Raw genomic sequence first — 23032 nt, 5'->3', positions numbered from 1 at the left:
CCGAAAAAGCCCGACGTATGTCGGGCTTTTTGAGTTAAAAAGGCTGGTATTTTTTTCAGACCACTGCGGCAAAAAATCTGATGTGTATTAAAAGTTAATGACAAAAAGCATTAATTCCTATTGTTTGGGAGAGCGTATTGCGGCTAATTGGTTTGCGATTTTAAAATAGATGGGGTTAGTTGGCCCGGGGCAACGCCCCGGGCCATGACCTCCGCCGCACAAATGGAGCGCTCTGACAGAGCGCTCCTTCTCTTCCCTTAACAAAGCAAAATCATCAAACGCAGAAGTTCCCAATCCGACACCGTTGATTTATTCTGCATTCTTATTCCATGGCCTGCCTCTGGTTGCAAAGTTTTTTGTGGCAAGTAGTTTCCACAGGCAAAAGCTTACTATATTATAGTTGTCAACAAAAGGATGAAAGAAAAGACTATACTCCTTAAATTGTAAGCTGATTTAAAAAAAAAGAAAGGAGCATAGTCATGGGGAAAATAAACAAAAAAGAGAGAAAATTCAACGAAGAAACCTTATTAGTTACAGTGGATATAGGCAAAAAATTTAATTACGGTTATGCACGTACAAAAGATGGTCAGGAGTTAGAAGTGTTTAAGTTTTTTAACACAGGTAAAGGATTCGAATATTTTTTAAAAAAAGTAGAAAGCTTCAGAGCAAAGACCGGTCTTAAGAATTGTTTATTTGGCCTGGAATCCACTGGCAGCTATGGGCTTGCGCTCATTCATTATCTACATCGAAGGGGCTATGAGATTGTACAAATAAATCCGATGCATACCAAGCGCCTGAAAGAATTAACGGACAATAGTCCCAATAAGACAGATAAAAAAGACCCAAAGGTCATAGCAGATATAATAGAATTAAACAAATATTTAACAGTAATCATCCCAGAGGGAATTTTTGCGGAATTACGCGAATTGGTTCATTTAAGAGAGAAAATACTTGAAGATCTACGAAGGAGTTATAATCGAATTGAGGGACAGTTATTTAAGATATTTCCGGAATTCTCTCAGGTCATGAGAGATTTAACTACAAAGACTTCACGTTATCTTTTGGCTCATTATACTTTACCTCAATTCATATTGGATTTAGGCTTAACAAAGCTAACAGAGCTAATAAAGTCAGTAAGTAAAAACCGATTAGGTGAAGAAAAGGCCCTTGCTTTATATGAAGCTGCTAAGATGAGCGGAGGCATCAAAGAAGGAACCCGGTCCATTGTAATGGAGATCAAGATACATCTTGATCAGATAGATCGTTTAGAATCTTATCAAAAGTCACTAAAGGATGAGATAGAGAATTATTTAAAAGAAGTGCCATACAGCAGGAACATATTATCCATAAAAGGGATAGGACCCATAATCGCAGCCATTTTAATAGGAGAGTTAGGAGATATCCGCAGATATAAAAGTTATCGTGAGTTAGAGAAGATAGCGGGATTAAACCTGTATGAAGTCAGTTCTGGCCAACATAAAGGTAAACATCACATAAGCAAACGCGGTCGGAGTTTATTAAGAAAAGCTCTTTTTTATATAGCCATCAATGCAAGTAGAGGTATCTTACAAGAAGTTTATCAGGTACATAAGGAGAAAGGGATGGCCAGCGCCAAGGCTTTAACGGCGTTATCCAGAAAGATATTAGCCATTATTTTTGCATTAGTAAGAGATGATAGTTTCTACATAGAAGGCTATAAAAAATCAAATAAAGCAGCCTAAAAGCAACAATTTGAGATATGGCGGGAAGACCTTCGGCCCCCCCATAAAGGCATACAGATAGTATGACCTTCGGTAAGAGAGCAAAAAAAGGCTTCCCGTCATATTTACCTTAGTTCCGATTAAGTAAGATAAGAGCTGTTAAAATACAGACTCTCGAATATCAGGGTAGAACAAGGTAAAATATCTCAAAAAATAGGCGAAAAAGTTATCCACAATAATTAACATATTAAAAAGAAAGGAGTTAGGTGTGTAAAAAATGAGTTATCCACATATCCACACCCTCTACAGTTATTAACATATTGTTAATAACTTTATTATTAAAATATTTGACTATAATAAATCAGGGGGGTGTATTTTGAGCGGCTGTTTCAGTCGTTTTTGAAGGTTTTTCGTCTGCCTGTGTAGAGTTCCAGTCATTCCGGCTCAATTCGTACAACGCTTTGTTCGTTAGAAACTAAAAGAGCCCGCCAAATGGCGGGCTTTTTCTTGAGGCACTCCCAGGGGGATTCCTCCGCAGGAGTCCCTTTGGGAGAACCTCTGTCGCCGCCGGGAAGATCAGCATGTTTTCTTTTCGAAAGTATTTGCCTCTGACTCAAGTCTTTCGTGTAGAGTTCCGGTCGTTTCGGCCATTAATTCCGGCTCAATTCGTACAACGCTTCGTTTGTTTGAAACTAAAAAAGCCCGCCAAATGGCGGGCTCTTTCTTGAGGCACTCCCAGGGGGATTCCTCCGCAGGAGTCCCTTTGGGAGAACCTCTGTCGCCGCCGGGAAGATCAGCATGTTTTCTTTTCGAAAGTATTTGCCTCTGACTCAAGTCTTTCGTGTAGAGTTCCGGTCGTTTCGGCCATTAATTCCGGCTCAATTCGTACAACGCTTTGTTCGTTAGAAACTAAAAGAGCCCGCCAAATGGCGGGCTTTTTCTTGAGGCACTCCCAGGGGGATTCCTCCGCAGGAGTCCCTGTGGGAGAACCCCTGTCGCCGCCGAAAAATCAGCATGCGTTTTTTTGAAAGGACTTATCTCCTACTCAAATCTGCGGAACATTACCAATCTCTAAAACAAAAAAGCCCGCCCAAAAAGCGGTCTTTTTTCAGAAGCACTCCCAAGGGGATTCCTCCGCAGGAGTCCCTGTGGGAGAACCCCTGTCGCCGTCGTGAAAATCAGCATGCGTTTTTTTAAAAAGACTTATCTCTTACTTAAATCTGCTGAACATCCCCAATCACGAAAACAAAAAGCCCGCCCAAAAAGCGGTCTTTTTTCAGAAGCACTCCCAAGGGGATTCCTCCGTAGGAGTCCCTGTGGGAGAACCCCTGTCGCCGTCGTGAAAATCAGCATGCGTTTTTTTAAAAAGACTTATCTCTTACTCAAATCTGCTGAACATCCCCAATCACGAAAACAAAAAGCCCGCCCAAAAAGCGGTCTTTTTTCAGAAGCACTCCCAAGGGGATTCCTCCGTAGGAGTCCCTGTGGGAGAACCCCTGTCGCCGCCGAAAAATCAGCATGCGTTTTTTTGAAAGGACTTATCTCCTACTCAAATCTGCGGAACATTACCAATCTCTAAAACAAAAAAGCCCGCCCAAAAAGCGGTCTTTTTTCAGAAGCACTCCCAAGGGGATTCCTCCGTAGGAGTCCCTGTGGGAGAACCCCTGTCGCCGTCGAAAAATCAGCATGCGTTTTTTTGAAAGGACTTATCTCCTACTCAAATCTGCGGAACATTACCAATCTCTAAAACAAAAAAGCCCGCCCAAAAAGCGGTCTTTTTTCAGAAGCACTCCCAAGGGGATTCCTCCGCAGGAGTCCCTGTGGGAGAACCCCTGTCGCCGTCGTGAAAATCAGCATGCGTTTTTTTAAAAAGACTTATCTCTTACTCAAATCTGCTGAACATCCCCAATCACGAAAACAAAAAGCCCGCCCAAAAAGCGGTCTTTTTTCAGAAGCACTCCCAAGGGGATTCCTCCGTAGGAGTCCCTGTGGGAGAACCCCTGTCGCCGTCGTGAAAATCAGCATGCGTTCTTTTTGAAAGTATTTGCCTCTGACTCAAACCTTTCGTGTAGAATTCCGGTTATTTCGGCCAGTCATTCCGGCTTAATTCGCACAAAACTTAGTTTGTTTGAAACAAAAAAAGCCCGCCAAATGGCGGGCTTTTTCTTGAGGCACTCCCAAGGGATTCCTCCGTAGGAGTCCCTGTGGGAGAACCCCTGTCGCCGTCAAAAATCAGCATGCGTTATTTTCGAAAGTATTTGCCTCTGACTCAAGTCTTTCGTGTAGAGTTCCGGTCGTTTCGGCCATTAATTCCGGCTCAATTCGTACAACGCTTCGTTTGTTTGAAACTAAAAAAGCCCGCCAAATGGCGGGCTTTTTCTTGAGGCACTCCCAGGGGGATTCCTCCGTAGGAGTCCCTTTGGGAGAATCTCTGTCGCCGCCGGGAGGATCAGCATGCGTTATTTTCGAAAGTATTTGCCTCTGACTCAAACCTTTCGTGTAGAATTCGGGGCATTTCGGCCAGTCATTCCGGATTAATTCGCACAAAACTTCGTTTGTTTGAAACTAAAAAAGCCCGCCATTTGGCGGGCTCTTTCATGAGGCACTCCCAAGGGGATTCCTCCGCAGGAGTCCCTGTGGGAGAACCCCTGTCGCCGTCGAAAAATCAGCATGCGTTCTTTTTGAAAGTATTTGCCTCTGACTCGAACCTTTCGTGTAGAGTTCCGGTCATTTCGTCCAATCATTCCGGCTCAATTCGTACAACGCTTCGTTTGTTTGAAACTAAAAAAGCCCGCCATTTGGCGGGCTCTTTCTTGAGGCACTCCCAAGGGGATTCGAACCCCTGTCGCCGCCGTGAAAGGGCGGTGTCCTAGGCCTCTAGACGATGGGAGCGTCTATGTTCACACTCTTACCTAAAAACAGGTAAGAACTTTTTTTCAAGTGGGTGAGTGATGGGAATTGAACCCACGACCCCCAGAGCCACAATCTGGTGCTCTAACCAACTGAGCTACACTCACCATCTCATGTACGCCCTGGAGGATTCGAACCTCCGACCCACTGCTTAGAAGGCAGTTGCTCTATCCAACTGAGCTAAGGGCGCAACGAAGTCGGGGCGAGAGGATTTGAACCTCCGACCCCCTGCTCCCAAGGCAGGTGCGCTGCCAGACTGCGCTACGCCCCGATGGGACAATCGTTGCTCTCTAATTTAAATTAGAGCTCACAAATTTAAAACTTCTATTGACGTTTGTCAAATTTTTTCAGGTATTCTTTTAAAAATTTTTTAAATTTCTTTAAAGCCAGCCCTCTGTGACTGATTCGGTTTTTCTCTTCCGGAGTCAACTCGGCATAGGTCTTTTGCAAAGCAGGAACATAAAACAACGGGTCGTAACCAAAGCCTCCTGAGCCGCGAAACTCCTGCAAAATTTCCCCTTCTGTTATTCCTTCAAAAAACCATTCGCCTTCTGATGTCTTAAAGCACATCACACAACGGAAGCGAGCCTTCCTGTCTGATGAGGCCAGGTCTTTCATCCGCTCCAGCAGTAATTGATTGTTCTTCAAATAATCCGCATTTTCGCCTGCATAGCGCGCCGAACGTACGCCAGGTTCATTATTCAAGGCCGGAACTTCCAGGCCAGAATCATCTGCCAGCACAGGAAGCCCCGTCAACTCAAAGTAGGCCTCTGCCTTCAAGCGGGCGTTTTCGGTAAATGTTTCGCCCGTTTCTTCTACTTCAATACTTTCAGGCAACTGGTCAATGGAAATCAGCTCCACTTCCAATCCGTTTAAGATCTGCTGGATTTCCTCCCGTTTATGTTTATTCCCCGTGGCAATTAAAATCTTCATTCAATCCTCAAGCTTTGAACTCAATTCTACTTTTTTTGTTTAACGGAAAGTTAGAAAAAAATGATTAAAATTGAAACTTATTTTGAAACGCTGGTAATAAAAGTGGTGTTTGGGAGGCCTATTTCCCGTTTTTCGCACATCATATTCGCAAATTGTAATTATTTTTTTTAAATTTAAAATTCAACATTTTAGGAGAAATAAATGCGGGCAAAAGCCAGGGCGCATTCCAATATCGCGCTTATTAAATACTGGGGAAAACGAGATGAACGTTTAAATTTACCTGCGGTGGGGTCTATTTCGCTAACGCTTAGTGCGCTGTGGACAGAGACCGAAATCGAATTCAGTCCGCAATTTCAGACAGATCAATTGATTTTAAATGATAAAACAGCTTCGCCTGAAGAAACAGGGCGTACGTCTCGCTTCCTTGATGTTCTTCGCAAGCTTGCCGGCATAAATCACAAAGCGGTCATCCAATCTCATAATAACTTTCCTACGGCTGCTGGTCTGGCCTCTTCTGCTTCCGGATTTGCCGCCTTAACGCTGGCCGCAGCGCGGGCGCTTCATCTTTCTTTGTCACGCAAAGAATTGTCCGTTCTGGCGCGTCAGGGTTCGGGTTCGGCGGCGCGTTCCATTCCGGGCGGTTTTGTTGAAATGCACGCCGGTCAAAGCGCAGACGGCAGCGACGCCTTTGCCGAACCAATTGCTCCGCCAGCCCACTGGGACATCCGTCTGCTTATTGGCATTACCTCAGGCGCGGCCAAAAAAATTGGTTCCACCGCCGGCATGAATCTCAGTAAAACTACCTCGCCTTATTACCAGGCCTGGATCGACGCTCAGCACGCCGATTTAACAGCCATGCGCCAGGCCATCCTTGATCGCGATTTTGAACGATTAGGCGAGCTCAGCGAATACAGCTGTTTAAAAATGCATGCCCTGGCTTTAAGCAGTAATCCGGGTATTTTGTACTGGAATGGCGTCACCGTAGAAGCAATGCACGCCGTACGCGATCTAAGACGGCGTGGAACCCCTGCTTACTTTACCATTGATGCCGGACCGCAGATCAAGGTGCTCTGTTTACCGGAAGATGAAAACGAGGTTAGAGAAATGCTGGAGTCCATTCCGGGAATCCGTGAGGTGGTAAGCAATAAGCCCGGTCCTGATGCCCGGATTCTGGAGGCAGACGAATGATTCGAGTAACAGCTCCGGGAAAGATGATTCTGCTGGGCGAATACGCCGTTCTTGAAGATGCCCCCGCCCTGGTTTGCGCGGTGGATGTTCGGGCCAGCGTGCAAATTGGAAGATTGGCGGGCAATGAGTTTGTCTTTTCGGCGCCTTCATTGAACTTACATGAGCTGCCTTTTGTGATCTTACCAAACGCGCATGTGCGTTTTGATCCTGCTCTGGGGCAGGAAGCGCTGCGTAAATTAACTCTCTTTGCCGGAATCATGGAATATGTGTACAGCCGGCTGCCTGATCCTTTGAAAAACCAGGGCCTGCGCATTGCAATCAATACCGACGCCTTTTATGCTGAACAATTTCACAGCAAAATGGGCTTTGGCTCCAGCGCCGCTTTTTGCGCCGCGCTGGTTAAAGGGCTGGTTGTCATTTCAAAGCTGGATATGACGGAAGCGCAGATTTTTCGGCTTGCTTTAAGCGCGCATCACCATGCGCAGGGTAAAATGGGCAGCGGTATTGATGTGGCGGCCAGCTATTTTGGCGGTTATTTGCATTACGAAAGGATTTACGAGAACGATCCTGTGAACAAACTGCCACAACCTGTTTCGCCCTGTGCGGGGCTGTATTTCCGCCCTGTTTTCACCGGTAAAAGCGCTTCCACCACTAAACTGGTAGGCGGCGTTAAACAATTAAAAGAGAAGCGTCCGGAGGTGTACGATCCGATAATGGAAAGATTAAAAGCGCTCAGCGTTCAGGGGCTGCAGGCTTTTGAACAGAGGCAGGTGGAACTTTTTCTGGAAAAGGTTCGTGAATTTTACATTACCCTCAAAAACCTGGGCGATCAAAGCGGAATGCCGATTATCTCAGGCGTTCATCAAAAACTGGCCGATCTGGCGCACCGAGCGGGCGTGGTTTACAAGCCATCTGGCGCCGGTAGCGGAGACATCGGCTTAATCTTTTCCGATGACCGCCAGAGGTTTTCGGAGGCGATCACCATCATCAAAAACAGCGGTTATTTTCCGCTGGACGTGGATGTGGCTACCGAAGGCGTGCGCCTTGAAAAATCTTTTTAATTTTTTACATATTTAAGTAGATTTAGATGAAAGAACAAAAACACAAGGACAAAAAAATGCCGAGTTCGCGAATCGCAAATTTTTACAGATTGAGCATTCAGGAACGTTTAAAAATATTACGAGAACGCAATTTTATCAGCGAAGAAGAGTACATCAGGCTAAAAAACGGCAACCATTTGTTGCGTAGCGAAGACTCTGATCGAATGATCGAAAACGTGATTGGCGTTTTCGGTTTGCCCATGGGGCTGGGTTTGAACTTTAAGGTAAACGGCAAAGATTACGTGGTGCCCATGGTGGTGGAAGAGCCTTCCATTGTGGCGGCCGTGAGCTCGGCGGCCAAAGTGGTCCGTCAGGCGGGGGGCTTTACGGCTGAGTACACCGGGCCCATTTTAATCGGTCAAATTCAGATTGTGGATGTTAAAAATCCGTCGGCTGCCAAGCAGGCCATTTTACAAAACAAAGAAGAGATCATCAATCTGGCCAACAGTTTACATCCTAAAATGGTGGCGCGTGGCGGAGGCGTTCAGGATCTGGAAGTGCGTATTTTATCCGGCGCATCCAGCCGCGGCGACATGGTGGTGGTTCACCTGTTGGTGGACACGCGCGATGCCATGGGCGCCAATCTGGTTAACAGTATGTGCGAGGGCGTGGCTTCGCTCATCGAAAAGATCACCGGCGGCGAAGTCTTTTTACGCATTCTCTCCAACTTGGCCGATCGCTCTCTGGCCAGGGCGCAGTGCCGGATTCCGGTTAAATTATTAGAAGGAAAAGGGTACTCCGGAGAGCAAGTGCGCGACGGGATCATTCTGGCTTACGAATTTGCCGCGGCCGATCCTTACCGGGCTACCACGCACAACAAGGGAATAATGAATGGTATCGATCCGGTGGTGATTGCAACCGGTAACGACTGGCGGGCCATTGAAGCGGCCGCTCACGCTTACGCCGCGCGCAACGGAAGGTACACTTCGTTAACCCGCTGGGAAAAAGCGGAAAACGGCGACCTGCTCGGCTTTATTGAACTTCCCATCCGTGTGGGGATTGTTGGCGGCCCTCTGGAGAGCAATCCGACGGTGGCCATTGCCCTGCATCTGCTGAACATCTCTTCGGCCGCTGAGCTGGCGCAGGTGCTGGCTGCGGTAGGGCTGGCCCAGAACCTTTCGGCTATTCGCGCGCTGGCCACAGAAGGTATCCAGCGCGGTCACATGAGCCTGCACGCCCGCAGTGTGGCCATGGCGGCCGGCGCCACGCCCGAAATCTTTGAAACGGTTGTGGAACGGTTAATCGAAACCAATGAAATTAAAGTGTGGAAGGCTAGAGAAATCATCAACGAACTGGCCGTCAAAGAAGAAAAGCCCAATGCCGAGCTGTACCTTGCTCCTTCCGAACAGAAGATTCCTACCGGTCACGGCAAGGTTATTCTGCTTGGCGAGCATGCCGTGGTTTACGGCGCGCACGCCATTGCGGCGCCCATCCCCCTGGCCATGCAGGCCATGGTTTCCGACAGCGATGAAGACGGCATCCATTTGATTATTTCCCGCTGGGGCGTTGAAGAGCGCCTGCAAAAAGGAAAAGAATATCGCTACTCCATTTTTAATTCGCTCAGCCTCATTTTACACGAGTTGGGGTTAGAGAAAGAGAACATGAAAATTGAAGTGTTTCCTTACGTACCGCGAGCCATGGGGCTTGGCGGATCGGCCTCGCTGGCGGTGGCCATTATTCGCGCTCTGGCCGAAAAGTTTAAGATTAAGCTTAGTTTAGAAGAAATTTCTCAACTGGCCTACAAATCAGAGCAGCTTGTGCATGGTACCGCTTCGGGAATTGACAATACGCTGGCCACTTATGGCAAATTTTTACTCTTTCAAAAAGGCAATCCGCCCAAAATTCAAGAATTACGTGTTCCGCAGCCCATTCGCATTGTAATCGGTCTGACCTGGTCCGAAAGTTTAACGGCCAAAATGGTTTCGCGCGTGCGTCGGGCCTGGGAGAACAACAAGCGTTTGTACAATCACATTTTTAAAGAAATCGATCAGCTGGTGCTGGAAGCAGCCAAAGCCATCGAAAACTACGATCTGGAACACCTCGGACAGTTGATGAATATCAACCAGGGCCTGTTAAACGCCCTTCAGGTTTCCGGCAGGGAAATCGAAGAGTTAGTAGAAATTGCCCGCAACAACGGCGCTTTAGGCGCCAAACTGACCGGCGGTGGCGGCGGTGGAGCCATTATTGCCCTCTGCCCGGAAAATGCCGAAAAAGTGGCCAAAGCCATTCGTAACGTCGGTTATCGGGCTTACATTACCGATTTAAAATAAAAATGAGGACTGCATTGTGAACGATCAGATTGTCTCCTTTGACGATGAAAAATTGATCCTGGTGGATGAAAACGATAATGTGCTTGGTTACGAGACCAAGGACGTTTGCCATAACGGCGACGGTTTGCTGCACCGCGCCTTTTCCATTTTTATCTTTAACAGCCAGGGCGAGCTGCTTTTGCAGCAGCGCAGTCAGGATAAGCGGCTGTGGGGGCTCTTCTGGTCCAATACCTGCTGCAGCCATCCGCGTAAGGGCGAAACCTACGAAGAAGCTACCCGGCGGCGCCTTCAGGAAGAACTGGGCCTGGCAGCGCCGTTAAAATTTTTGTTTAAATTTCAGTACCAGGCCAGATTCAAAGATGTCGGTTCAGAAAACGAACTGTGCGCGGTGTACGTGGGCAAAACCGACGAGCCGCCGGCCGTTAATCCTAATGAAATTGCGGCCATTCGTTACATCTCGCCCGAAGACCTGGAAAAAGAAATGCAGGCCCATCCCGCGCAGTTTACGCCCTGGTTTAAAATGGAATGGGAGCGCATTCGCAGAGAATTCTGGCCCGAAATTAAAAAAATGATTTCTGCCAGATAATAAGGGGAGATAAAGCGAGGGGGAAGAGGCGTCATGTTAAATCGACCGATTAAAAATGTTGGCTTTATTTCAACGCGCATTGCCGGCACCGACGGCGTTTCTCTGGAAATTGCCAAATGGGTCGAAATTCTGGAGCGCAATCGCTTTGACTGCTTCTTTTTTGCCGGTCAGCTCTCCACGCCAAAATCTCGTTCCATGGTGGTAGAAGAAGCCTTTTTTGATCATCCGGCTATCAAAGAAATTACGGAATCTGTTTTCGGCGTGCGTACGCGCCAGCCCGAAATCACTGCTAAAATCCACCAGTTAAAAGAAAAAATTAAGGCAGAGCTGTACCGTTTTATCAAAAAATTTGACATTGATCTTTTAATTCCGGAAAACGCTTTGACCATTCCGATGAACATTCCGCTGGGGCTGGCCATTACCGAATTTATTAACGAAACGGGCATTCCGACCATTGCCCACCACCACGATTTTTTCTGGGAGCGCGACCGCTTTCTGGTTAATGCCTGTCAGGACTACCTGAACATGGCCTTTCCACCTGATCATCCCCACATTCGACACGTGGTTATCAATTCGCTGGCTTCCAAAGAATTGAGTTACCGGGTGGGGATCAGCAACACCATTATACCTAATGTACTCGATTTTGAAGAAGAGCCCATTATTACGCAGCGTAAAAATTGCAAGCTGCGTGAAATTATCGGCCTGGCCCAGGACGAACCCTTTATTTTACAGCCCACCAGAATCGTTCCGCGCAAATGGATTGAACGCTCCATCGAAATTGTCAGTTATCTCAACCTGAAAAAACCGATGCTGGTCATTTCCCATTCGGCCGGCGACGAGGGACAGGATTACTACCAGCGCATCGTGGAATATGCCGATAAACACAAAATTCAACTGGCGCTTATCGATCACCTGATCGGCGATAATCGCCGTCGCGGCGGCAAAAAGTACACGATTGAAGATGTTTATCGCTGCGCCGACCTGATCACCTACCCCAGCGGCTACGAGGGATTTGGCAACGCCTTTCTGGAGGCCATCTACTACATGAAGCCCATCGTTGTTAACCGTTATTCCATTTACCGCGTGGACATCGAACCAAAGGGCTTTGACGTGATCACCATTGACGGTTTTGCCACCAAAAAAGCCATAACCAGAATCAAGCGCGTTCTCAAAGACGAAGAGCTGCGCGAACGGATGGTCAAAAAAAATTACGAGCTGGCCAAAAAGTACTTTTCGTACGAAGTGGCGGAGGAGAAGCTGATTTATTTGATCAACACGTTTAAACCCTAAAGGGAAATCGAATGCAAAAGAACATAGCCATTTTACATTATTCTTGCCCGCCGGTGGTAGGCGGCGTCGAAGAGATCATTCGGCAACAGGCGTCGTTATTTCATCGATATCATCATCCGGTTAAAGTTCTGGCGGGTGTGGGTGATTATTTTCAAAGCGGTATTGATTTCTATTTTAGCCCGCTGCTATCCTCGCAAAACAGCGAGATTAAAAAACTGCAGCAAAAGCCCGTCGAAAACCAGGCCCAACTGAGGGCCATTGCTCAGAAAATCTTTAACTCTTTGAAAAAGGCTTTACAGCGGTTTGACGTTTTAATCGCCCACAATGTGCTATCGATGCCTTACAATCTGCCGCTGACCAACGCTTTGCACCAACTGGCCAATGAAAAGGTGATTTCCGTGGTTAACTGGAACCATGATTCCCCCTTTTTTTACAACAATTACCCGCAGGAATTGGACCTGGAACCGTTTCGTATTCTGAAAACCTACAATCCGAACATCCATTACGTGACCATTTCCGAAAGCCGCGCCGTTGAATTTCGGGAGTTGTACCAGCTTGCCGAAAACGACATTACGGTGATTCCCAACGGTATCGATCCCATTCGTTTTTTTCGGCTTGATCCACAGACCGTGCGTTTGATTCAGGAACAGGAATTGTTCATGGCCGATTTGATTATGGTTCAGCCTTCCCGGCTGCATCCGCGTAAAAACATCGAGCTGTCCATTGAAGTGTTGCACGCTTTGCGCCAAAAGGGACTGAACGCCAAACTATTGGTAACCGGCGCTTACGACCCACATGAGCGGAAAACTGTACGCTACCATCAAAAGTTGATTCGCCTGGCCGAACGTTTAAATGTGCTCAACTCTATCGTTATGGTGGCCGATTACCAGTTTAACGGCGGCGGCAAGTTGCCGGCCAGCCGCGTTACCATGCACGACCTCTACCTGATTTCCGACGTTTTGTTCATGCCCAGTAAAATCGAGGGCTTTGGCATTCCACTGCTGGAAGCGGGCATGATTAAACTGCCCATCGTCTGCTCGGATATTCCGCCCTTCCGTTCCATTGCTCCAAACGAAGCGATCTATTTCGATTTAAAAGAAGAACCGCAGCAGATTGCAGAAAAAATTCAGGCCGTTGTGCAAAATAATCGCACGGCGCGCTGGTTCCGAAAGGTGATGAAAGACTATGTGTGGGATAATATTTACGAAAAAGATTTAAAACCATTTTTAGAAAAAATTACCTGAAAAAGCGGTGTGGGGTAAAATCGGAGCGCTTTTCATGAAAGCGTGGGGTAGAGTCTGGATAATGATTCGTCTGGCAATTTTTTGTTGCATGGTCTTCGGCATGGCCTGCTCCCGCTTTTCCAGCGAAACCACTACGGGCAACGATGCCAACCCCAAACCCAATCCTTCGAATACCGTCTATTTTTTGCTGTCGGGCAACGATTTTGTTTCGACTTTTGATCCCGTCCTTGCAAAATTTGACACGCTGCGTTTAAGCCAACAACCGCTCCTTGATTTTGCTATTTCCGCCAATGCCCGCTACCTGCTGGCTCTGACGCCGGATTCGTTAATTCAGTTTGATTTGTTACGCGAAAGAAAAATAAAAATCTTTAACGCGCCTGAGGAGCCGACCGGGCAGTTAAGTTGCAATGCAGACGCCGCTCTGGCCGTTTACCAGTGCCAGGTTGATCAGTCCCGGAATATTTGTTTTTTTTATCTTTCTAATGGTCAGTCATATTTAATGGATGAAGATGCATTGCAGGAGAGCTGGCATCCATTGCTTTCTCCTTCCGGGCAATGGCTTGCTTTTTCCAGAGCGGATGGGTTTTACGTACGCTTCATTACCCGGCAAAACCCCACGCAGTTACATCCAACCGCGCTGCATGCCGATCAATTTTCGCCCGGCGAATTTTACCTGACGGCCGAGGGCAGAATTTTTGATTTGACAGATATGCGTTTAATGCCCGGGGATCGAGTGGGTAAAGTACGTTTTGTTGATAATTTTACCGTTATCTGGGCGCCAGAATCTAGCGGAAGCGTAAAGCTGGCCAGCATATCCGGCGCCAAAGAGCAGACCCTGTATTCAACCGCCACGCCGATCGTTGACTTTGTGGTTAGTCGGGAAAAACAATTTGTGGTTAGCGTAAACGCAGAAAATTTAGACCTTACCTTCACGGTTTTTGATTTTAATACCCGTCAATTAGAATTAACGTCAAGACTGAGGATTAAAACCGGCCAGCGCCTGGTTCGTCTGGTCTGGCCGGAAAAGCCGGATAATTTAACGCATGATAACTAATTTGTCGATGTGCGTTTTTTCTTTATTTCCCTCGCGTAAAATGATTTTGTAGAGATACACGCCATTGGCGATTTCGTCGCCATCGCGGTCGCGGCCGTCCCATTCAATTTCATCGTTGTAGCCCATCACAGAAACGCCGTGAAGCTCCTGAATCAAACGACCGGTTACCGTGTAGATTTTAATTTTCACATCAGCGCCCGGCACATTGGTCTGAAAGGTGAAGCGCGTTTGATCCCGGAAGGGATTGGGATAATTGACCACATCGGTCAGCAAAATATTGTCTGTGGCGGCCACTTTAATCAGCACTTCGGTGGTGTTCAGGTTGTTCAAGTTGTCAAAGGCCTGAATTTTGATGGTGTGCTCTCCGCTCTTGAGCTGGGTTAACGGGTATTCGATTTTTCCCTGTTGAAAGGAATTTTTGTCGTAGGCGAAGAAACCGGAAATGTCTTTGGGCGCTTCCTGGTCTATTTGCAAAGAAATATTGTGGCCGGTTTCTCCGGTGATGTTAATGCCGTTTTCATCTTTTAAACGCACAATCAATATGGTGTTGTCCGGAATTAAGTCGCCGGATGTGAAATTTTCCTGATCTTTAAAATAGACGTCGATTTCCGGCCCCTGCTGATCGTTGACGTCGCTTTCGGAGCCATTGATCAGCAGTTGATCGTTGTAGCCCATGGCGCTCAGGTTGGATTCTGGGGAATGGGCGTAAATGGTTACCCTGCCCGTTGGACGGTCCACGTAACGAATGGACTTGGGAACGATAAAGCGCCCGGTTAGCAGGCCGTCCTGCACATCCACTTCGCCTTTAAAGATGCGCGGCCCGATCAGCGTAATGGGCGAAAATCCGTTGTCTGTGCGCACGTTTTCATAAGCCGCGTCATGAACCAGTAAAACGGCTTCGCCATTAAACGAATTGCCGCTTTCTACCCGAGCTTTTACCGTTACTTTGCTCAAGGCTTTAAGCGTATCGGGATTGATTTCCGTGATTTCGATCTTCTCTTTGGGATCGGCCAGCACCATGGCCGGATCGGCAAATAGAATGTATTTCTGATCGTTTACGCTGGAGCTGATTCCCAGGGCGCTTAACTTGGCCAGCCCCAGTTTGTTTGACGGTTGGTTTAAGGGGAATAAGTTCTGGAAAAAATTAGAAGCCAGGGTGGCATTTTGCGTGGAATAGGCCAGACGGGTGGAGGCCAGCGCTCCGATAATGCCGTTCTTTTCCTTCCAGATTAGCGCCTCGGTGAAGCTTGGTTCGTGCGGATCGTCGAATTTGCCAAAATCACAGGTGGCGGCAACCAAAAAGCACAACCGTCCTTCGTTGATGATCCGTGGATAATCTCGATCCATGTTAAAAACATCTTCATGCGCCCATTTGGTGGGACTGCCGTGCCCGATGTAATTGACAATCAACGTGCCCTGATTTAAATAGTTGATCAGCGCTTCGTTGGCCTCGGGCTTGATGCGCAAAAATCCGCCAGGAACGGATGGAAAGGCGGAAAGATAGACTTTGTTTAAAATAAATTTACGCATCTGCGGCAGCTTGGCGATGGTTTCGGACTGCGATTGATGCATGTATTCTGTGGAGCTGTTATTGTTTCCGTACTGATCGTCCGCCACCAGCGTAATATTGGTTTGCCAGCCGTCCTGAATGGAGTTGAAATGATAATCGTGCATCTTTTCAACAATGCGTTCGCAATCCAGCACGCTTTCGACCGGAATGCGGCCGATGGCGATATCCGGCGTAAAGCTACTGAATCTGCTTGTACCAGAATAGTCAAGATCCACGAAATAATCATCTGTACAACGGCTGTCAATTTCACCGGCGTCATAAATTTCCCAGGTGGGAACGCGAATGGTGTCTGGCAGGTTAATATTGCGATAGTCGTAGTGCGCGTCGCCAAAAAACAGCACAAAGCTGGGGGCGGGATCGGCCCAGTAATCTCTGGTATAGCGCAAAAAATTGCGCAAGGCCGTGGGGTCAGGCACGCCGGAATTGAAATAAAAATAGATGTCTTCCATGCAAGTCACGAATGTGGTTAAATTACCTTTGTGCAGGCTGGCAATTTCCTCAGCATAAGGTAAAAAGGTTTTGTGCGTTATCGAAATATGATCCGCCTGGTTGGCAGGATTTAACAAATCGACACGCGGCGTGAAAGCTGTTACGCCGGTAACGAATTTTACTTTTGAGGAACTCAGGGAGCTGACCAGTAACATCCGTTTGCTGGAAGATGGCGGCAAATTAAAAGACAAAGCGCCGTTGGCGGCCGTTAAGTCAGCCGCCAGCACAAGCGGATTCACCGGATCGGTTACATCAAAAATGTAATAATCGACGCCATCGCTCAGATTGGTAACAGTGTATCGGACGGCTTGCGTATTCTCATCGGCGTAAATTACCAGCTGATTGCCTTCGGCTGCCAGCCCTCTGGGATAAATGAGCTCGAACCAGTCCAGATAAACATTGCAGGCGTCCAGATTGCCCTGATAGTTGATGCTCAGCGTGTTGGCGCCAGATTTTAACCAGGTCAGGTCGGTCAGGTCTTTATTAAAGGCAATGCGTGAGGCGTTATTGAAAGTAATTCTGCTAAATACGGAATTATTGTTCAGCAGAATGCTAAATTCATAGCGATAATTTTCGTAATCGGTCCACAAAATACCGGAACCGCCTTTAAACTGAATTCTGAAACGAGCCGTGGCGCCGGCGGCATCGGTTTTAGGCAGGATAGAAAAATCATTGCTGTAACCGCCCGACCGGCCAAAGAAACGGTGGCCGTACCAGTCCGGGCCGGATCCCAGCAGGTTGTACAGGTCTTCTTCGAAATGAAAACGATCGTAAAAATAATCCGCCGTGGCCGTGGCACTGGTCGGCAAGTTTTGTGTTTGGGGCATGCGCTTGCCGCCGCTTCCGTTTACGCTAAGCCAGTAAATATTTTCTGTGGCAAAGGTGTGCTGCTGGTACGTAAAATCATTGGTAAGCGGATTGTAAAACCAGCTATTGACATGTTTGCCGTAAAACAAAATATAATCAGAACCATTGAATTTACCGTCATTGTTCTGGTCAAAAACAAGAACGGGAATTTCCTGGGTGAAGGGCGGATTGAAATACACTGAGCGCGTATTGTAGTTCAATTCATGCCCGCCGTTGTTGAACATCTGAATTTGATCGATGGTGAAGCTGTTTAAATCGATGCCGGCCGTTTCCAGCACCGACGGCGTAATTTTGTACAGTCCGTCTTCTTTAATCGTTATTTTGTAAAAAGGTCCTGGCGGTAAAAGAGCGGTTTTTTTCAACGCTTTTTTGAGCGGCTTGCGCCAGTCTTGCGCCACTTCAAAGTTCAATATGTTTTGCCGGGCAACATCGTCCAACAATTCTTTGCGTTTTGCGCCCGTCGTTCCGCTCGCTTTTCGGGCAAAGGTGATTTGCAATTTGACGCGTTCGTACAAAACCAGACGATGGCTCGCCGGAAAATATTGAACGGGGCTGAGTAAAAGGGACTGCACCGGCAAATCACGGAAGTAAGCGGGCGGATTGGCGCGCACGATGGATTGTGGGAGCGGACCGGCCGTTTTGTACAGCGAGTCGTTTAAAATGTAACGAAAATTGCTAAGGCCAGAGCGGTCGAAAACGCCGGAAGGCATCGGCGCCAGATCGGTATTTTCCAGCGTCCGCGTTTGAGCCTCTAACACCGTGATTCTGGCCGGAGTCTCATCCGGAAGGCCGATGGTTAAGGTGCGCCAGGGGATGTCTGGCTGGCCCGGCTTGCTCAACGATTCTCCTTCTAAAATGCTGATTTGCTGAAAGGAGCGCTGATCGATAGTGACGCTCTGCACGTTTAACTGCGCCGGGCGCCATTCAATGATCATGCCCTGCTCGTTCGACTGCAGTACGGTCACATCGGGGTAATTATTTATATTTATGGCAAAAAGCTGACCGCTAAAGACCATCAAAAAAAACAAAAAGCAAAAATTTTTGCGCGTCATGCAAAACATCCTCATTTAAAATTAACAAGTGCCAATTTAGCCTAAGTTATTGATTTTATCAATAGAAAAAAACGCCCACATAGTAATTAGGATACTTCCTCTGGAAGATCTATCCCGTCCGGTCGGGATTTGAAAATTTTTGTTCTTTTTTAAAAACTCATCCCCCATCCTGGGGATGTCTCAAAAGCGAAATTAAATGTATATTTTTTTAAAACCATAGAAAATCTTACATTAGTCCTCCCCCCCGCCGAAAATCGGGAGATGGGGAATGAAGGGGTGAGGGTTACGTCGTGAAAAGCCTGCCGCCATCGACGAATAACGAAAGGGAAAGCGTAAAATGTCAGATCGATTGTCCTATTTTAAAAAGTCCCGTAGGGACAAATTGAGATTAGCCCGTCGTTTCAACGGCGGGAAACCAGAAATGCCCCATCACCTGATCATCCCGCCAGGAGCCCGGAGGAAACCGTTTTAACGGTTTACACAATTGAACAACGGGATAAAATCCTTCATTATTTGGCTCTTTCATTATCACGCCGAATGCTTATTGCCCAAAACCCGGATTCCAGACCACTTTTTGGAAAAATCGCCCGCCGGCAACGTCTCCCTCTCTCCGACTTCTATTCCGGGAGAGAGATTCGAGGTGGTGAGGGCTACTCTGGCAAAATGCCAAACACCGTGGAAAGAGAAAAATATTAAGTGTGTAAGAGTTGAAGAGGATGTAGTTTGATTATTCGAATAGAAACTGGCAAATACTGCAATATTAAACACCTTAGGAGAAAATTTCCATTGGCCAGACTCTCCCCTCAATTTTTTAATAGAGTTCTACAAAATGTAAATTTTAGTGTCATTTCGAGGAGCGGAGCGACGAGAAATCTTTTGTTTTTGTTGAAGTTAGAAGATTTCTCATCCCGATAAATCGGGATTCGAAATGACATGTATGTGCATTTTGCAGAACTCTATTTTTTAAAAGAGAGGGGGAGACAAATTTACTTACACATGCTGTAGTAGTCGAAGTTTAGGAATTATATTTAGCAAACATTTTAGTTTTCTACAAATTTTGAGAGACATTCCAGAATGCTCAATAAAAACTTTTTTTGTTTCTAATTCCGTTGTAAATTTTCTTATCTTCAGATAGATTACCGTTGAATGGCTTTGAAATGCGCAAAAAGCGGAGATTTTTTCAGAAAATCTGGAAAGCGTTTTAAAATTAAAGGAGAATACAAATGCACAGCCTGGAAAAAATTTTACGACCGAAATCCATTGTTTTGATTGGCGTTTCCCGCAAGGAGGGCTCTCTGGGGAAAAAATTTTTAGACGCCATTTTACGCATGAACTACAGGGGCGAAATATACATTATTAATCCCAAAGCAGATCAGATCAACGGCATTCCATGTTTTGCCTCACTGGCGGCTCTTCCGCAAACGCCCGATCTGGGCGTTATTTTGCTGCCCTCGCAGTTTGTGCTGGATTCTTTAAAAGAGTTAGGCGAGGCGGGCGTTAAAGATGTTATCGTCGTTAGCGCGGGCTTTAAGGAGGTTGGCGGCGAAGGACTTGAACGCGAAAAGCAACTCGTCAAGTTAGCGCAAAAGTACGATATGAATCTGGTGGGGCCCAATTGCATGGGCATTTTTAACACGGACCCCGAAGTGATGTTTAACGGCACCTTTTCGCCGACTCTTCCGCGGGCCGGCCATGTGGCCTACATTTCACAAAGCGGGGCGCTGGGCGTTGCCATTCTGGAGCTGGCCGCGCAAACGGATCTGGGATTTTCAGTATTTGTAAGCACCGGCAACAAGGCGGTCATCAGCGAACACGACATTCTGCAGTTTTTAAAGAACGATACCAATACTAATGTGATTACTCTTTATCTGGAAAGCATCGACAACCCGCAGCCTTTCATGGAGGCCTGCCAGTCCATTGTAACGCGCAAACCTGTGCTGGCGGTGAAGGCCGGCAAAACCGACAGCGGACAGAGGGCCGCTTCTTCGCACACCGGCGCGCTGGCCAATCCGGAGCACATCGTAAACGGATTTTTGAAACAGGCCGGCGTCATCCGCTGCGAAACTCTGGAAGAGATGTTTGATCTGGCGCGCGCGCTTTCCCTTCAGCATTTACCGAAAGGGCCGCGTGTGGCCATTGTGACCAACGCCGGCGGGCCGGGCATTCTGGCCAGCGATGCGCTGGAATCTTGCGGGCTGCAATTGGCCGAACTACAGCCTTCTACCATTGAACGGTTAAAAGATATTTTACCGCCGGAGGCTGCCTGCGCCAATCCGGTTGACATGATTGCCAGCGCTGACCATGACACGTATCATGATGTTCTGGAAGTGGTATTAAAAGATCCTCAGGTGGACAGCGTGGTGTTGATTATTGTCAAACCGCCAGTGGATACCACGCCTGCAAAGATCGTTGAACGCCTGGAAGGAGTGGTTAGCAACTGTGCCAAAACCATTATTCCGGTTCTAATGGCCCAACGCGACGAAACGGCCGGTCTGGAACTCTTTTCCCGCCTGCACATGCCGATCTTCTCCTATCCCGAAACGGCCGTTAAAGTTCTGGGAAAGATGTGGGATTACCAGCAACTACAACAACGCTTTTTCAAATCGGAAGCCACCACCCGGCCGGCGACGTTGCATACCGAACAGTTGCAAAAAAAATCCGGACAGCAGCTTCCGGTAAAAGATTTACTCCAATTGTTAGCCGAATACAAAATTCCCGTAGCCGATTTCAGATTAAGCGAAAACTGGGATGAGCTGGAAACCTTTTTTAAGGCGGCGAAAGGGCCCGTGGTTCTGAAAATTGCCAACGAGCAGATCATTCACAAAACGGAAGAGGGCTTTGTGCGTCTTGGTTTAAATTCTTTGCCGGATTTTAAAACGGCATTTGAGCAGATGTCCCAAAAAGCGCAAGATGTTCTGCCTCACCATGTTCATCCTCTTTTTCTGGTTCAAAAGCAGTTGAACAAGGGACTGGAGCTGGTGCTCGGCGGCAAACGAGATCCGTTGTTTGGCCCGGTGCTGATGGTAGGGCTGGGCGGAATTTTTGTGGAAGTGCTGAAAGACGTGGCCTTTCGTATTGCGCCGGTCAATGTGTACGAAGCGCAGGAGATGTTAAACGAATTGCGCGGTCAGAAGCTGATGAAAGGTTTTCGCAATATTCCGCCGCTCGACTTTTTTAAATTCGGCAAATTAATTCATTATTTCAGCCTTTTGCTGGCCGAACATCCGGAAATTGCCGAAATCGATTTAAATCCGCTTATCTGGGGGGCGGGCATGGAGGAGCCGGTTGCGGTTGATTTTCGCGCCACCTTCGCCGATTAGTCCGCGTTTAAAAATGACGTTGACTGCGCGTTAAACAGCGATGTTCTGGCCGCGCGATGAAACGATCTTTTAAACGCTATTTTAAGGGCGCGAGGATTAAGACGACGCGCCCTTTTGTTAAATCTTCTATTTTTACGCAAACGCACATTGATTCAGGGGCCTGGATGAAATACGATTACGATGTCCTTATTGCCGGCGCAGGACCTGCCGGCAGCGCCGCGGCAAAAGCGCTTGCGCAAAAGGGCCTGAAGGTTCTGCTGATCGACCGAAAGGCCTTTCCGCGGGAGAAAGTGTGCGGCGACGGTTTGACGCCGGGCGCCGTTAAACTTTTAAACGAATTAGAAGTTTTTGATTTTCTGGAAGCCACGCAGATTTACGCCATAAACGCCATTCGTTTTGTCACGCCGCGGCTGCAAGCGCTGGAGGTTCCGTTTCAATCCAGGCACGACAAAGCCGGTTTTTTAATCATTGAACGTCGCCACTTAGACCATGCCTTGCTGCAAAGCGCCCTGCACAGCGGCGCCCGTTTTTTACAGGCCGAAGTGTCGGGCGTGGTTCGCAGGCAGGGTAGAATTTGCGGCGTAACGATCAAAAAGGAAAAGCAAGTCGAACGCCTGACGGCAAAGCTGGTTATCGGCGCCGATGGCGCCGGTTCGATTGTCGCCCGTTCGGCTGGCGTTCCCAAAATCCCGCCAACACACCGCTTTTTAGCCATTCGCGGCTACATCAAAGGCTTTAAGACCATGGAACATGCGGTCGAATTCATCTGGACGTCGGAACTAAAACCCGGCTATTTCTGGATTTTCCCCACGGGACACAATCAGGCCAATATTGGGCTCGGCCTGCCGGCCGATCTCTATCAAAAAAAGAGCATCAATCTAAAAAAACACTTTTTCGAATTGTTGAATCGCCCGTTACTCAAGGAACGGATTTTAGAAGATATGGCGATTGACGGCCTTAAAGCCTGGCCCATTCCACTGGCTGGATTGTACAAAACGCCCCGTGTTTTTGACGGCGCCATGCTGGTGGGCGATGCCGGCTACTGGGTGGATCCCTTAAGCGGCGAGGGCATCCACAATGCGCTTAAAACGGGCATGATAGCCGCGAATGTGGCGCTTGAGGCGTTTGATGTAGATGATTTTTCCGCTTCATTTTTAAGGCGCTATGAAGCCGAAGCCTGGAAAGAACTGGGGCCGGTCATCCGCCGCTCCGTTTGGTTTGTGCGGGGCATGCGGTACGCTCCGTGGTTGTTAGAATCATTTTTCTGGTTTGCGCGCCACAGCCAGGGCGCCTTCCGTCGTTTTTTTAGCCATCTTTCAACAGACTTTGAGTTTGTTTTACGTGATTAGTCGCCGGAAATCATTTGAGTCTAATTTGCAGGCCCGGGAAAACCTTTTTACATCTGGATTGGTTGAATAGTTGATTAGTTGAATGGTTGAATGGCAACTGTCCACTTTCA

At 47.6% G+C, this 23032-nt stretch carries 13 protein-coding genes and 4 tRNA genes; 10 read left to right on the top strand and 7 right to left on the bottom strand.

The genetic code is table 11. The annotated features are described in order from the left end of the window. The first annotated feature begins 479 nt into the window (after positions 1 to 479). Positions 480 to 1721 carry an IS110 family RNA-guided transposase gene (locus Cabys_RS17915; protein WP_006926587.1) on the top strand — a complete coding sequence of 414 codons (1242 nt, stop codon included), beginning with the start codon at positions 480 to 482 and terminating at the stop codon, positions 1719 to 1721. Positions 1722 to 4519: 2798 nt separating this feature from the next. Here the strand turns inward: Cabys_RS17915 and Cabys_RS17905 are convergent. The 5 genes from Cabys_RS17905 to Cabys_RS17885 all read right to left on the bottom strand — a co-directional run bounded on the left by Cabys_RS17905 (position 4520) and on the right by Cabys_RS17885 (position 5543). Then, positions 4520 to 4592, bottom strand: a tRNA-Glu gene (locus Cabys_RS17905). Positions 4593 to 4643: 51 nt separating this feature from the next. Beyond that, positions 4644 to 4717 (bottom strand) — tRNA-His (locus tag Cabys_RS17900). A 9-nt stretch (positions 4718 to 4726) separates the two neighbouring features. Continuing rightward, positions 4727 to 4800: transfer RNA gene (locus tag Cabys_RS17895), tRNA-Arg, on the bottom strand. 7 nt (positions 4801 to 4807) lie between these two features. Next, positions 4808 to 4881, bottom strand: a tRNA-Pro gene (locus tag Cabys_RS17890). Positions 4882 to 4934: 53 nt separating this feature from the next. Beyond that, positions 4935 to 5543 (bottom strand): XTP/dITP diphosphatase, encoded by a 609-nt coding sequence (locus Cabys_RS17885; protein WP_006927966.1) that lies wholly within the window; start codon positions 5541 to 5543, stop codon positions 4935 to 4937. Between the two features lie 201 nt (positions 5544 to 5744). On the opposite strand from Cabys_RS17885, the gene mvaD reads away from it, so the two are divergent. The 7 genes from mvaD to Cabys_RS17850 are packed head-to-tail and all read left to right on the top strand — an operon-like array spanning position 5745 to position 14275. Continuing rightward, the gene (gene mvaD, locus Cabys_RS17880; RefSeq protein WP_006927967.1) at positions 5745 to 6731 is read left to right on the top strand and encodes a diphosphomevalonate decarboxylase; all 987 of its coding nucleotides are present in this window, start codon (positions 5745 to 5747) and stop codon (positions 6729 to 6731) included. Beyond that, positions 6728 to 7792 carry a mevalonate kinase family protein gene (locus tag Cabys_RS17875; protein WP_006927968.1) on the top strand — a complete coding sequence of 355 codons (1065 nt, stop codon included), beginning with the start codon at positions 6728 to 6730 and terminating at the stop codon, positions 7790 to 7792. The genes mvaD and Cabys_RS17875 overlap by 4 nt, the downstream gene beginning before the upstream one ends. Before the next feature lie 26 nt (positions 7793 to 7818). Next, positions 7819 to 10101, top strand: a complete 2283-nt coding sequence (locus tag Cabys_RS17870) for a hydroxymethylglutaryl-CoA reductase, degradative (RefSeq protein ID WP_071777813.1) — start codon at positions 7819 to 7821, stop codon at positions 10099 to 10101. A gap of 16 nt (positions 10102 to 10117) precedes the next feature. Then, entirely contained in the window at positions 10118 to 10687 is a 570-nt protein-coding gene (idi, locus tag Cabys_RS17865; RefSeq protein ID WP_006927972.1) for an isopentenyl-diphosphate Delta-isomerase, read from the top strand. A 33-nt stretch (positions 10688 to 10720) separates the two neighbouring features. Next, positions 10721 to 11977 carry a glycosyltransferase family 4 protein gene (locus Cabys_RS17860; protein WP_006927973.1) on the top strand — a complete coding sequence of 419 codons (1257 nt, stop codon included), beginning with the start codon at positions 10721 to 10723 and terminating at the stop codon, positions 11975 to 11977. 11 nt (positions 11978 to 11988) lie between these two features. Then, positions 11989 to 13221: a glycosyltransferase family 4 protein gene (locus tag Cabys_RS17855; protein ID WP_006927975.1), complete on the top strand. Its 1233-nt coding sequence runs from the start codon at positions 11989 to 11991 to the stop codon at positions 13219 to 13221. 34 nt (positions 13222 to 13255) lie between these two features. Then, complete coding sequence (locus Cabys_RS17850; protein ID WP_006927979.1) at positions 13256 to 14275, top strand: WD40 repeat domain-containing protein; 1020 nt, start codon at positions 13256 to 13258, stop codon at positions 14273 to 14275. Here the strand turns inward: Cabys_RS17850 and porU are convergent. Then, positions 14258 to 18253: a type IX secretion system sortase PorU gene (gene porU, locus Cabys_RS17845; RefSeq protein WP_006927981.1), complete on the bottom strand. Its 3996-nt coding sequence runs from the start codon at positions 18251 to 18253 to the stop codon at positions 14258 to 14260. The two genes, Cabys_RS17850 and porU, sit on opposite strands and share 18 nt — an antisense overlap. A 388-nt stretch (positions 18254 to 18641) precedes the next feature. Continuing rightward, positions 18642 to 18779, bottom strand: a complete 138-nt coding sequence (locus tag Cabys_RS20185; protein ID WP_169313629.1) for a hypothetical protein — start codon at positions 18777 to 18779, stop codon at positions 18642 to 18644. 697 nt (positions 18780 to 19476) lie between these two features. On the opposite strand from Cabys_RS20185, the gene Cabys_RS17840 reads away from it, so the two are divergent. Together Cabys_RS17840 and Cabys_RS17835 are read left to right on the top strand one after the other, a co-directional pair. Beyond that, complete coding sequence (locus Cabys_RS17840; protein WP_006927983.1) at positions 19477 to 21573, top strand: acetate--CoA ligase family protein; 2097 nt, start codon at positions 19477 to 19479, stop codon at positions 21571 to 21573. A 164-nt stretch (positions 21574 to 21737) separates the two neighbouring features. Further along, a complete protein-coding gene (locus tag Cabys_RS17835; RefSeq protein ID WP_006927986.1) occupies positions 21738 to 22922 on the top strand; it encodes an NAD(P)/FAD-dependent oxidoreductase in 1185 nt (394 codons plus the stop codon). Positions 22923 to 23032 lie beyond the last annotated feature (110 nt).

Origin of the sequence: Caldithrix abyssi DSM 13497 (assembly GCF_001886815.1) — a bacterium.
Taxonomy (GTDB): domain Bacteria; phylum Calditrichota; class Calditrichia; order Calditrichales; family Calditrichaceae; genus Caldithrix; species Caldithrix abyssi.
The sequence above is the reverse complement of the archived record's forward strand: the minus strand, read 5'-3'. Positions and strand labels throughout refer to the sequence as shown.

Bases quoted from the DNA above. Each gene is read 5' to 3' on its own strand.
- Cabys_RS17915 (WP_006926587.1), top strand. From the start codon at position 480: ATGGGGAAAATAAACAAAAAAGAGAGAAAATTCAACGAAGAAACCTTA.
- Cabys_RS17885 (WP_006927966.1), bottom strand. From the start codon at position 5,543: ATGAAGATTTTAATTGCCACGGGGAATAAACATAAACGGGAGGAAATC.
- mvaD (WP_006927967.1), top strand. From the start codon at position 5,745: ATGCGGGCAAAAGCCAGGGCGCATTCCAATATCGCGCTTATTAAATAC.
- Cabys_RS17875 (WP_006927968.1), top strand. From the start codon at position 6,728: ATGATTCGAGTAACAGCTCCGGGAAAGATGATTCTGCTGGGCGAATAC.
- Cabys_RS17870 (WP_071777813.1), top strand. From the start codon at position 7,819: ATGAAAGAACAAAAACACAAGGACAAAAAAATGCCGAGTTCGCGAATC.
- Cabys_RS17860 (WP_006927973.1), top strand. From the start codon at position 10,721: ATGTTAAATCGACCGATTAAAAATGTTGGCTTTATTTCAACGCGCATT.
- Cabys_RS17855 (WP_006927975.1), top strand. From the start codon at position 11,989: ATGCAAAAGAACATAGCCATTTTACATTATTCTTGCCCGCCGGTGGTA.
- Cabys_RS17850 (WP_006927979.1), top strand. From the start codon at position 13,256: ATGAAAGCGTGGGGTAGAGTCTGGATAATGATTCGTCTGGCAATTTTT.
- porU (WP_006927981.1), bottom strand. From the start codon at position 18,253: ATGACGCGCAAAAATTTTTGCTTTTTGTTTTTTTTGATGGTCTTTAGC.
- Cabys_RS20185 (WP_169313629.1), bottom strand. From the start codon at position 18,779: ATGAAAGAGCCAAATAATGAAGGATTTTATCCCGTTGTTCAATTGTGT.
- Cabys_RS17840 (WP_006927983.1), top strand. From the start codon at position 19,477: ATGCACAGCCTGGAAAAAATTTTACGACCGAAATCCATTGTTTTGATT.
- Cabys_RS17835 (WP_006927986.1), top strand. From the start codon at position 21,738: ATGAAATACGATTACGATGTCCTTATTGCCGGCGCAGGACCTGCCGGC.